Origin of the sequence: Limimaricola sp. G21655-S1, from assembly GCF_027213785.1 — a bacterium.
Taxonomy (GTDB): domain Bacteria; phylum Pseudomonadota; class Alphaproteobacteria; order Rhodobacterales; family Rhodobacteraceae; genus Limimaricola.
In genome coordinates this window covers 32,160-44,027 of sequence record NZ_JAPWGO010000005.1, presented here as the reverse complement: position 1 = coordinate 44,027, position 11,868 = coordinate 32,160, and the positions used below count along the sequence as shown (strand labels likewise).

Below are 11,868 nucleotides of genomic sequence, written 5' to 3'. Positions count from 1 at the left end.
CTCAAAGGGCCGCGCCTGTGTCTCGGCGATTGATCCGGCGGACGGGCAACCGACTACGTCAACGGCGCTCCCCTCGTCGCTGGGTCGACTGTCATGTTATGGGAGGAGCCCAGGCCGTGGTTGCACTGGGTGATTGGCCGATCATGCGCTGTGCCCAAGCGTCCTTCCCGGCCGCTTCAATGACGATTGTCACACAATCCGCTTGTTGCAGAAAGCGGCCATCCGGCGATTGCTGGGCTGAATGACATCCGCCTTGCAGTTCTCTTGGCCGGCAACCTGACACAGTGTTGGCAGATGCCGATGGGCCCTTTCTTCGAAGCGGCCCGCGAAATGGCCCTTGCGTGCAGATCGTGTCTTGCCCTTCCCGGACGCGGCATGGCATCCCGGCCCACGATGGTTCCCGTTGGCCCCTGAGGGCGACGCGGGATGAAAAGGGAATACGGTGAGGTGTAGCCAGCAGGCGCCGACTCCGTAACTGCCCCCGCAACTGTGAGCGGCGAGCGATTCCGAGGATACCACTGGGTGCCATGGCCCCGGGAAGGTTCGGATAAGCGCTGACCCGCAAGTCAGGAGACCTGCCATCACTGATGTTACTCAACCCGGGCGGGGTGTCCCGGACAGGAGGCCATGATGGCTCGTCGGCGTTGGCCGCATGAAAATCGTCGGTCTACCTTTGCGTTTGCCCCGCGAATGCGTGGAGAGCTGCATGGACCGGACAACGACACACTCTACCCGCCCGCCGGACGACGACCGCGCCACGACCTGTAGGTGCGACCACGAGCCTGCGTGCCAGTCGGACCGTGGGGTTGACCTAGCGACAGCTGTTCGGCATCGGCAATGAGCGGAGCTTCCCTCTGTGCCAGTGATCTCGGCTGGGGGCCGCGCCGCGGCCCCGCGATCCTGAGAGACGTGAGCTTTGTCCTGCCGGCCGGCAAAACCTTGGGTGTTGTCGGCGCCAATGGCGCGGGCAAGTCGACGCTGCTGCGGCTGCTCTACCGATTTTACCGGCCGACGGCCGGCACGGTGCAGATCGACGGCAGGGATCTGTGGCGCATGCCTCCTCGCGAGGCCGCCCGCCGTGTCGCCGCCGTACTGCAGGAGCAACCGACCGACTTTGCGCTGACTGTAAGTGAGATCGCAGGCCTCGGTCGACTGCCGCATCGCCAAGGCCTTTCCAGCGCTGGCTTCCGAGACACGCAGATCGTCGAAGCGGCGCTACACCGGCTTGACCTCGCTGCGCTGGCCAGGCGTCGCTTCGGCACACTCTCGGGTGGCGAACGGCAGCGGGTGATGGTGGCCCGCGCGCTGGTGCAAGAGCCTCGAGTGCTGATCCTCGACGAGCCGACCAATCACCTCGATATCCGCCACCAGCTCGAGGTGCTGGAGATGCTGCGCGGGCTCGACGTCACCACGGTGGTCAGTCTGCACGACCTCAACCTTGCCTTCGATCTCTGTGATGCGGTGCTTGTACTGGTGCGTGGCGAGATGATCGCGCTTGGCCCGCCCGAGACCGCGCTCGATGCCGTGACCGTCGCCCGCGCCTTTTCCGTCTCCGCTTGGCGAGAGCGCCTGCTGCCCTCCGGGCGCAGCCGCTTCACCTACACACTCCCCGCTTCCGACAGGACCTGAACCCATGACCCGTCACCTCATCTTCTTCGCGCTTTTCCTCACCGCCCCCATTGCAGTGCAGGCTTTCCCCGTGACCGTGCAGAGCTGCAACCGCGCCGTTACCTTCGTGGCCCCGCCCGAACGGGCGGTGTCGAACGACGTCAACCTGACCGAGATGATGCTGGAACTCGGGCTGCGCGACCGCATGGTTGGCCATACCGGTATCTCCGACGCGCGCGGCATCGACGCGCCGCTGCGCGCGGCGCTGGACGGACTCCCCGACCTCTCGCCGCAATATCCCGGCCGCGAGGTGCTGCTGGGGGCGGGGGCAGACTTCTACTTCGCCGGCTGGAACTACGGGTTGCAGGTCGGCGGCGAGATCACGCCCGACACGCTGGCACCGTTCGGCATCGCGGTCTACGAGCTGATCGAGAGTTGCGCTCATGTAATGGAGAAGCCGAAGGCCAGTCTCGGAGATCTCTACACTGACATCCGCAATCTCGGCGCGATCTTCGGCGTATCTGAGCGGGCCGAGGCGTTGATTGCTGGCTGGCAGTCGGAACTGGCGGATCTTGCCCCGGAGTCGCACATTCTGGCCGAGCCCCCGCGCGTCTTCGTCTATGACAGTGGTGAGGACATGCCATTCACCGCCGGGCGCTACGCCATGCCGACCGCGCTGATCGAGGCGGCGGGCGGCGTCAACGTCATGGAAGATATCGGAAGAAGCTGGGGCACGGTCGGCTGGGAAGAGGTGATCGCCCGCGATCCGGAGGTGATCCTGATCGTCGACTACGGCGAAGTCACCGCGGCGCAGAAGCGCGATTTTCTGCTGTCCAACCCGGCTTTCGCCGACCTGACGGCGGTGCGCGAGGAGAATTTCGTCACGCTCGACTACGTCGCCGCGACGCCGGGGCCACGCAACATCGGGGCGGTGGGCGTTCTGGCGCGGGCCTTCGCCGAGGCGGCGCGATGACCGCCCCAGCCTTGGCACTGGCCCGGCCGACGGGGCGCGGCCGGGCGCTGCTGTTTCCCGCTGCGCTCGGGCTGGGCGCGCTGATCCTCGGGCTGTCTTTCGCCGCTTCGGTCGGCGTCGGCGCGGTGACCATCGAAACTGGCACGGTCTGGGGGGTGATCGCCAACCGGTTGGTGCCGGGGCGCGTCGAGGTGGCTTGGCCCGGCGGCCACGAGGCCATTGTCTGGGACCTACGAGTGCCGCGCGCAATCCTTGCCGGGCTGGTCGGCGCGGGACTGGCGCTGGTCGGAGCGAGCCTGCAGGCGGTCACACGAAACGCGTTGGCCGACCCGCATCTGCTCGGCATCTCCTCCGGCGGCGCCTTCGGTGCGATCACGGCGCTCCTTCACACGGGGATGATCCTCGGCCTCGCCACGGTGCCGGTCTTCGCCTTTGCCGGTGCGCTCGGTGCAATGGCGCTGGTGCTTGGCGTGGCGCGACTGGCGGACACGGCCTCTGCCGAGCGATTGGTGCTCGCCGGCGTCGCGGTGTCTTTTATCGTGATGGCCGCAGCCAATGCAATGATTTTCCTTGGCGATCCGCGCGCTTCGCATACCGCACTGTTCTGGATGCTGGGTGGTCTCGGCTTGGCGCAATGGTCGCACCTGGTGTTCCCCGCCCTCGTGCTCGCCCTTTGTGGGCCGTGGCTATGGCTCAGGGCACAGGATCTCGACGCAATGACGATCGGTGACGAAGCCGCCGCAACGCTCGGTATTCCGGTTGCAAGGTTCAGGCTCGAGGTTTTCAGCGTGGGTGCGTTACTGACCGGCGTGATGGTCGCTTTTTCCGGGGTGATCGGCTTTGTCGGGCTGATGGTACCCCATCTCGCGCGCATGATGGTCGGCGGCGGCAACGCCCGGGTGCTGCCGCTGTCGGCGCTGCTCGGCGCGATGGTACTGATCTGGGGCGATCTTGTAGCCCGCATCCTGATGGCGCCGCAGGAACTGCCGGTTGGCGTGGTCACCGGCTTCGTGGGCGGGCTGTTTTTCGTGTGGCTGCTGGGGCGGCGATAGGCAAGCGGTCGTTGTTCACTGATTGTGACCGATGCTGAACGGTGATGACGGCCCTGTCCCCAGTGCACGCGGTTGCAGAGCTGGGAAAGCCCTACGGCCTGCGCTAGTGAAGCGCGAGGACCCACGCTGCGGTTGAGGAGCACGCGGAGATGACCCCCAGCATCGCCCGGCCATCGGGCACCGCGCCGTTCTATGCCGCTCTGTGGATGATGGGCGCCGTGACGGCCTTCACCTCGATGGCGATTGCGGGCCGGGCCGTGTCGATCGAGCTCGACACCTTCGAGATCATGGCGTGGCGGTCGCTGATCGGCATGGCGATCGTCGCCCTCGTCCTGAGCCTTGGGCGCCGCTGGCACGAGGTGACGCCGCGCCGCCCCGGCCTGCATCTGGCGCGTAACATCGCCCATTTCAGCGCCCAGAACCTGTGGTTCTATGCGCTCGCCTCGCTGCCCTTGGCGCAGGTCTTCGCCTTCGAATTCACCGCCCCGCTCTGGGTGCTGGTGCTGTCGCCGCTGCTTCTGGGCGAAAGGCTGACGCGGCCGCGCGCCATCGCGGCGATCCTCGGCTTTGTCGGGATCGTGATGGTCGCGCGTCCCGGCGCCGCCCCGCTCGGCCCCGCGCTTCTGGCCGCGGCAGGCTGCGCAGTGGGCTTTGCCTTGACCTACATGCTGACCCGGCGTCTCACGGCGGAGGCCCCGGTGGCCTGCATCCTGTGGTGGATGACCGCGAGCCAGACGGTGCTCGGCTTGGCCTGTGCCGGGATCGACGGCGCCATCGCCGCCCCGTCGCAGTCGACTTTGCCCTGGATCGGCGTGATCGCCGCGGCCGGTCTCGGCGCGCATTTCTGCATCGCCAACGCACTGCGCCTCGCGCCCGCAACGCTGGTGATGCCGTTCGACTTCCTTCGCCTGCCGGTCATCGCGGTGGTCGGGCTGGTGCTCTACGACGAACCCATCGGGCCCCTGATGCTGATCGGCGCCACGCTGATCCTCGGCGGCAACTACCTGAACATCCGGGCTGAGGCGCGGCGGCCCGAGGCGGCCTGAGCTTGTGGCCCCATCACCTCTCCGTGGAAGACGGCCGTCAAACGACACACACGCCCCTCTTGGGAGGCGAGCCCAACCTGGCCTGTTGCAACTCCTGCCCCTTGCGGCCGCCGGTCCCGCGCATATGGTCACCCGGCTCAAAGGGTTCGGATGGAGGCGACGTCATGACAGCTGCGGCTCGTTCTGGAACCTACCTGGCGGTTCTGTCAGTTCTCGGGGTCACGCATCTCCTCAACGACTTGATGCAGTCGCTGATCCCGGCCGTCTACCCGATCCTGAAAGCCTCCTACGCGCTGGACTTCGCCCAGATCGGGATGATCACCCTGACCTTTCAGGTCGCCGGCGCCCTGCTTCAGCCGGTCGTGGGAATGGTCACGGACCGGCGCCCGGCGCCCTATTCGCCCGTCGCTGGCATGATGTTCACCCTCACGGGACTGATCAGCCTTGCCTTCGCGGCGAGCTACGCGATGATCCTGATGTCGGTGGCCCTCATCGGCATCGGGTCCTCCATCTTTCACCCCGAGGCGACCCGGACCGCGCGCTATGCGGCCGGCGGCCGGCAGGGGTTGGCGCAAGGCATCTTCCAGGTCGGCGGGCAGACCGGTGGCGCTCTTGGCCCCGTGCTGGCCGCCTTCATTGTCGTGCCTTGGGGCCAGCCAAGCCTTGCCTGGTTCGCCTTGGCAGCTCTGACCGCGATGATCCTGCTGACGTGGATCGGCCGTCAACAGGCCCGGATCAGCGCCGCGTTCGCCCAGCTTCGTGCCCAGATCAAGAAAGGCTCCGAAGCGCCCCAGCATTCGCGTTCGACCGTCGCGGTCGGCCTCGTCGTCCTGACGCTGCTGATGTTCATCAAGAACGCCTACGGGGAGAGCTTCCGGTCCTTCTACACGTTCTATCTCATCGAGCAGTTCAAGGTGTCGATCCGCACCTCCCAGATGATGCTGTTCGTCTTCTTACTGGCCGCTGCCATTGGCGTTCTGGTCGGTGGCATCGTCGGAGACCGCATCGGACGGTATCGCATCATCTGGATTTCGATCCTGGGTCCGCTGCCACTGACCCTGCTCTTGCCCCATGTCGACCTGTTCTGGACCGGTGTGCTGACGGTGATGATCAATCTCATCATGGCCAGCGCCTTTGCCTCGATCCTGATCTACGCGATGGAGCTTCTGCCGAACCGCATCGGGCTCATCGGCGGGCTGTTTTACGGCCTGAACTTCGGCCTGGCCGGTATTGCCGCCGCGATGCTCGGGGTCCTGGCCGACAGCTATGGCGTCGAGACGCTGTACCAGATCTGCGCCTTTCTGCCGCTGGCCGGCCTTCTGGCATGGTTCCTGCCGAGGATCGAGCATTGACGTCGTCGACGAAGGCAACGCGATAGACCGCACATGAACCAAAGCCCGAACGCGTCAGACCTTTCCTCAACATCAGACCATCTTGTTGGGATCATCTGACGTTGAGCAGGGATGCTCGGCATCGAGATAGCGCAAGCTCAATGATCGATGGTCGCAGATCCCGACAGGGTGATCTGCTCGAAGTCGCTGACGCGTATCCGCAAGCTCACCTCCCATTCGCCGGCCAGCGGCAGAAACAGCACCGGGGCGGACCATTTGCCGTCACCGAGACGCTCCGCGGACACTCTGATTGGTTCGAGCCCATCGTGATCGCGAGAAAGCAGGATCTCCATTTCATGCGCTGCCAGCGGTGCGCCGTCCATGGTGCCCAAGGCGACCGTAATCTCGTTGGCACCGACCCGGCCCGGTGCGAGGCGCAGCTCGGCAAGTGCCGCTGGATGATGCATGTGCAGCTCCAGACCCGACCCGCCGAGCTCGACGGCTCGGGGCGGAGGCGTCAGCCGGAATCCTGCGGCGGCGGCAAGGATGAGGACCGCAAGACAGATCTCCGCCCGGATCGACCATCGCAGCACGTCCGCCGCCCGCTCCATGCTGGCCGCCACAGCAGGGGTCAGCCTCAGTCGGTTCCATGCGGCAAGCGTCAGCAGCATCGCGACCAGGCCGAGCTTCACGCCGAGCAAACGTCCGTAATCGGACGCGACCAGTGCCGCGAAGCTCTTGGATTGCAACCAAGCGAGACTTGCCCCGGTGACGGCCAGCACGCTCACTGCGGCGATCGCCAGGGTCGAGAACCTTGTAAGGACAAACCTCGCCCGCGGTGTCGTCACGAGCCCGAGAAGGGGTGGCAGTGCACCGATCCAGAACAGCAGGGCCAGCGCGTGCAGGAACACCAGCGCTTGTGCCAGCCACGCCGGACTGGCAGTCAAGGCGTGTCCGGCGATGGCGATGGAGCCGGCCCCCAAGCCGAACGCCGCGAGCTGTGCCATGGTTTGTCTGTGGCGTATTCGGCCAGTCAGAAGCACCGCCGCGCCCGACAGCAATACGAAGAGACACGACCAGGCGAGCGGGCTTTGCAACCCGGCCTGCCAGGGCGCACGGGTCAGCAACGCCGGCGGTGGGAGATCGAACAGGTCGAGACCTTGGACCCCAATCGACAGCACAGCCAGCAGACCAGATCCGATGGCGCCCGCCTGTTGCACGAGGCGCGCCGGCCCGGATAGCGGTCCGCCGAGAACGAGCGCGGCAAAGCCTGCCCCCCCGGCGCCAAGTGCGAGCCCGACGAAGATTGCGGCACGCAATGCCACCGCCATGCCGTCCGCGCGTCCGCCTTCGGCCAACGCCGGCAGGTCCGATCGGCCACCGACGGAGAAGGCGAGGCTGCCGCCGACCGGGTGGCCGTCGGCGGAAACGACACGCCACGACAGCAGCCGCGTGCCTTTACTCAGCCCCACCGGCATCGCCACGACGATCTGCCGGTCGCGGGCTTCGGCGCGACCGGCAACCACCTCGCCGTCAGGACCGAACCAGCGGAACGTCGTCGGGGCGACTGGCTCGCTGAACGTGAGAACCACCTCGGAAGGCTCGCTGTCGAGCAGGGCATGAGCCACGGGATCGGACTCGCGCAGCTGGGCATGTGCCGACAGGACCTGCGGCATCAGGGCGGCGACAAGCAGGATGACAAGGTGCAGCATCGGGATGGCGGCCCCGGAGCGCGGCGCTCCGGGGCTCTCTCGATCAGTTGGCTGCGGCAGGCTGGACCATCACCCCCGGCGCAGGCATCTCGAGATCGTCGCTCGACTGGCCAACGCCAGGCGTCTCGATCCAGCGTTCGGCGGCATCAGCGCATTCCTGCACGACCGGGACGTAAAGCACTTGATCGGCCTCCGCGATCTCGGTGACGTGGGTGCGGAATACGAACTCGTCGTAATGTGCATCATCGAGTTCCCCCGACCAGACGATCTCCTGCACCCCTTCGGTCAGGGTGTTTCCATAGTAGTCGTAGGACGTCGCATAGGGTTCGACCACCGTCTCCAGCGTCCAGCCCGCCTTGGGCATCGGCTTGACCGCAATCATGCCCTCGGGGATCCGCACACGGACGCGCAGCGTAGGCGCGCCGTCGCAGCCGTGACCGATGCGCACCGTCAGCTTTTCGGTCGCGTTCTGGGTGACGCTCTCTTGCTCCAGCGTGGCATGGGCAAGGGCGGATTGCGCTGTGGCCACGATCAGCGCGGTGGCGAGGGAAAAGGTCTTTATCGACATCGGTCGATCTCCACGTTTCGGCACATGTCGCGCGCGTCCCGCAAAAAGCGCGGACGCCTCAGCGCCGGTTGGGCTGTGCCGTGAAAGGGTTGTCCCACAGGACGGTTGGGGTATCAGGCGATGATCCGTCGCGGGGGCGCGCGCGGCTGCCATGGCGCCCGCTGAACTTCGAGGCTGCAAGGTGCCGCGTATCGGCTGGTGGACAGCTCCAGAACCTGGCGGCGGACCACGATTGTTCCGGGTCTCGACGGCAGGTCCGCCGCTTTGGCCAGGTGGCAGTAGAGACAGGCGTCGGAGTTCTCGTGATGCTCGTGGTCCGATCGGGGGCCGTCATGACTCTCGGCATGTGAAACGGCATGGCGCTCCACGGCTGCCGGCGCGAAGACCGGCTTCAATTCCATGCCGACCGCGGTGATCCCCATCACGACGGCGGTCAGAAGGAAAAGGATCGAGCGGAGTTGCTGCATCACCTTGCGCTTCGTAGGAGCGGGAACCGCCGCCGCTCACCTTGAGCCTAGTCAAACAGATGCCCCAGGGGCATGCGAGAGCTTTCTCTGCGGTGAACCGGTGCAAGAAACGAGACGTGCAACCGGTATGATGATCCCAAGGTCCGGCGGTCTCGACCGGATGGGGTTCATGTTCCGCGTATCTGTGCCTGAGGCGCCATCGACCTGGCCACTTCAACCGGCGACAGGTTCGATGCCGTTTCTGAGCCGAGCGGCGGGGCGGATGGCGGAACGCATGCACCTCAATGTGACGCGTTCCGCATGGCATGCGGTCTCCATCTGGGCCCGGAAGATGCGCATCACGCACCTTTCGCCCTGATCGTCAGATGCCCAGCACCAGCCCGCCCAGCAGGTAGAAGAGGGCGGTGATCAGCAGCACGCCCACCACGTTGAGCACCACGCCGCCTCGGACCATCTGGCCGATGGTCACGTTGCCGGTGCCGAAGACGATCGCGTTGGGCGGTGTGCCGACGGGCAGCATGAAGGCACAGGTTGCTGCGAAGGCGGCCGGGATCAGCAGGCTCAGCGGCGCCACCCCGATCCCGAGCGCCACCCCACCAAGGACGGGAATGAAGGTCGCCGCCGTCGCGGTGTTCGAGGTGATCTCGGTGAGGAACAGAACGATCAGGACGACCGACCCCATCAGCAGGATCGCAGGCAGGCTGCCCAGCCCGCTGACCTGCGCGCCGAACCAGTCATCGAGCCCCGACGCGGCCACGGAGCTGGCGAGGCTCAGTCCGCCGCCGAACAGCAGCAACACGCCCCAGGGCAGGCCTTCCTCGGCATCGTTCCATTCGAGCAGCATCTCGTTCCGGCCGCGTCCCGGCAGCAGGAACAGCGCGATCCCTGCCGCGATGGCGATGGCGGTGTCGTTGAGCCCATCGAGGAACGCCAGCCCCGGCAGGCCCGACACGAGACCGGGGACGATCCACAGGAAGGCAGCCCCGCCGAAGACGCCCGCGACCATCTTTTCGCCCTGGCTCATCGGCCCAAGCGCCGCGAGCTGGCTTCGGATCATGTCCTGGCCGCCCGGGATCGCATCCAGCTTGAACCGGTAGAGCACGTTCACCATCAGCCACCAGCCGATCAGGATGAAGATCGCCGCGAGCGGCACACCCAGCAGCATCCATTCCAGAAAGCCGATGTCGCGTCCCAGCTCGTCTGCCGCGTAGCCTGCCACGATGGCGTTGGGCGGCGACCCCAGCAGCGTGCCGAGGCCGCCCATCGAGGCCGACCAGGCGATGGCAAGCAGCAGGCAGACGCCGAACATCTTCACATCGGGGTTGTCGACCACGTCGGAGATGGTGCCCTTCTTCAGGCCCTCATGCATCTCGACCGCGGACTGGCTGCCGGCACTGCGCTCGACCACCAGCGCCAGAACGGACAGCCCGATCGGCAGCATCATCAGCGTGGTCGCGGTGTTGGACACCCACATCGACAAAAAGCCCGTGGCAATCATCATGCCCAGCACGATCCGCTTGGGCGACACGCCCACCCGGTCGAGGACCATCAGGGCAATCCGGCGGTGCAACTCCCATTTCTCCATCGCGATCGCGATCAGAAAGCCGCCGACAAAGAGGAACACCAGCGAACTGGCGTAAGGAGCCGTCGCTTCGCTGACCGTAGTGGCGGTCAGCGCGGGCAAAAGCACGATGGGCAGGAGGGAGGTGATGGGCAGTGGCACCGCTTCGGTCATCCACCAGACCGCCATCAATGTCGCGACCGCGGCCACCGCGCGCGCGTCGTTACCCAGATCCTCGGCGCCGCCGAGCAGAAGCCAGACCAGGGCGGCCATGATCAGTCCCAGGGCCCGCAGGCCCCACACGATCTTGCTGGAGGTCCGCTGACCTTCGTCGGATCCGCCCAGCCCTTGCTTGTCGATGATATCGCTCATGCGCTCTCCTCATCACCGCGAAAACTCGATCGGCCCTTCGCGCCAGCGATCGGAGTTCCCTGGCACCTTGCCTTCGTGGCAGTCGTTCACCGGCTCACGGCAAATGTCTGAAAGGCTCGAATCGAGCGTGAGCGTGATCGCTCAACCTGCGCGGGCTACAGCACGAGACGCGAAGGGCTGGCAAGAGAAGCCATCCTTGAAGGAGGTCACTTCAACGATCCCAGATGATACCTGCCACCCGATCGGTAGCACGCTGGACGCTCTGCAAGAGACGAAAAAAGGCCCGCCATGTGTGATGGCGGGCCGCACTCGAAACCTACCAGAACCATACGAGGGCAATGCGCGAGGGATACTGCGCCGGATCACGCTCCGCGATAGTTGCCCCTAGGTCAATGAACGTCGCTGCGCTCTTTCCATCTCTTTGGTATAGGCTCGGCGGTTGCCCGAGTAGGCGACTGCCAGCGCTGTGAAATTCCTGTAGGCAGTCGCCATCGCGTGACGGCGGGAGGATGAAAGTGGTTCGATCTGAACTGGTTCAAAGGATTGCCGACGACAATCCGCATCTGCTGAGGCGTGACGTCGAGCGGATTTTGAATGTAATCCTGGCAGAGATCATTGAAACGCTGGCGCGTGGCGGGCGCGTGGAACTGCGCGGCTTCGGTGCTTTCTCCGTCGTTCGACGCGACCCGCGCCCGGGTCGCCATCCGAGGACCGGCGCGCCTCTTCAGGTCGATGAAACCCATGCACCGAAGTTCAGGGCGAGCAAGAAGTTGCTTGCCCGACTGAATGGAGCCGCCCTCGATCGCAGCGCGCACCACACTCCGACTTGATAGCAGATCACCAGGGGCCGCGCCTGTCCGCGTCGGCCCTGCAGCAGCCATCGGCACCGCGCATTACGGAACACCCCAAGATCAACCGAGGCAGGCGTTCGTCGCTATCGTCCGGAGCAATTTGCTCGCCAAGCCACAAGACCATGCGCGCGTGATGTCCGCCGGCGGCGGGCTTGAGACGGTTGACATGTCGGAGCAAGGGATCGGCCTGGCGCCATGCCCGCGGGATTTGGAGCGCTCCACTTGTGTGCCTCAGAAGAGAACTACGGCGGCGTCAGGGAGGAGGAAGACGCCGCCGCTAGTTCCTCGGGCCTGGGAGGAGAGACCCTCGGCGCTTCGGTTCGGACC

Annotated in this window: 10 protein-coding genes and 1 riboswitch; of the genes, 6 read left to right on the top strand and 4 right to left on the bottom strand. The window is 65.7% G+C overall.

Annotation, left to right across the window (positions count from 1 at the left end; all coding sequences use genetic code 11):
- Positions 1-377 precede the first annotated feature (377 nt).
- Positions 378-598: riboswitch (cobalamin riboswitch) on the top strand.
- A 239-nt stretch (positions 599-837) separates the two neighbouring features.
- The 5 genes from O4G76_RS06945 (at position 838) to O4G76_RS06925 (ending at position 6,031) form a co-directional block, all read left to right on the top strand.
- Positions 838-1,629: an ABC transporter ATP-binding protein gene (locus O4G76_RS06945; protein ID WP_269396638.1), complete on the top strand. Its 792-nt coding sequence runs from the start codon at positions 838-840 to the stop codon at positions 1,627-1,629.
- Positions 1,630-1,633: 4 nt separating this feature from the next.
- Positions 1,634-2,581, top strand: a complete 948-nt coding sequence (locus tag O4G76_RS06940) for an ABC transporter substrate-binding protein (RefSeq protein WP_269396637.1) — start codon at positions 1,634-1,636, stop codon at positions 2,579-2,581.
- Positions 2,578-3,633 carry an iron ABC transporter permease gene (locus O4G76_RS06935; RefSeq protein ID WP_269396636.1) on the top strand — a complete coding sequence of 352 codons (1,056 nt, stop codon included), beginning with the start codon at positions 2,578-2,580 and terminating at the stop codon, positions 3,631-3,633. The genes O4G76_RS06940 and O4G76_RS06935 overlap by 4 nt, the downstream gene beginning before the upstream one ends.
- A 149-nt stretch (positions 3,634-3,782) precedes the next feature.
- Positions 3,783-4,679, top strand: a complete 897-nt coding sequence (locus O4G76_RS06930) for a DMT family transporter (RefSeq protein WP_269396635.1) — start codon at positions 3,783-3,785, stop codon at positions 4,677-4,679.
- A gap of 164 nt (positions 4,680-4,843) precedes the next feature.
- Positions 4,844-6,031 (top strand): MFS transporter, encoded by a 1,188-nt coding sequence (locus O4G76_RS06925; RefSeq protein ID WP_269396634.1) that lies wholly within the window; start codon positions 4,844-4,846, stop codon positions 6,029-6,031.
- A 137-nt stretch (positions 6,032-6,168) separates the two neighbouring features.
- Here O4G76_RS06925 and O4G76_RS06920 read toward each other — a convergent pair whose 3' ends face one another.
- The 4 genes from O4G76_RS06920 to O4G76_RS06905 all read right to left on the bottom strand — a co-directional run bounded on the left by O4G76_RS06920 (position 6,169) and on the right by O4G76_RS06905 (position 10,690).
- Positions 6,169-7,722: a CopD family protein gene (locus tag O4G76_RS06920; protein ID WP_269396633.1), complete on the bottom strand. Its 1,554-nt coding sequence runs from the start codon at positions 7,720-7,722 to the stop codon at positions 6,169-6,171.
- Positions 7,723-7,765: 43 nt separating this feature from the next.
- Entirely contained in the window at positions 7,766-8,290 is a 525-nt protein-coding gene (locus O4G76_RS06915; RefSeq protein WP_269396632.1) for a YcnI family protein, read from the bottom strand.
- A 113-nt stretch (positions 8,291-8,403) separates the two neighbouring features.
- Positions 8,404-8,757, bottom strand: coding sequence for a DUF2946 family protein (locus O4G76_RS06910; RefSeq protein WP_269396631.1), 354 nt, complete (start codon positions 8,755-8,757; stop codon positions 8,404-8,406).
- Positions 8,758-9,118: 361 nt separating this feature from the next.
- The gene (locus O4G76_RS06905; RefSeq protein ID WP_269396630.1) at positions 9,119-10,690 is read right to left on the bottom strand and encodes an SLC13 family permease; all 1,572 of its coding nucleotides are present in this window, start codon (positions 10,688-10,690) and stop codon (positions 9,119-9,121) included.
- 515 nt (positions 10,691-11,205) lie between these two features.
- Between O4G76_RS06905 and O4G76_RS06900 the strand changes: the two genes are divergently transcribed.
- The gene (locus tag O4G76_RS06900; RefSeq protein ID WP_269396787.1) at positions 11,206-11,520 is read left to right on the top strand and encodes an HU family DNA-binding protein; all 315 of its coding nucleotides are present in this window, start codon (positions 11,206-11,208) and stop codon (positions 11,518-11,520) included.
- Positions 11,521-11,868 lie beyond the last annotated feature (348 nt).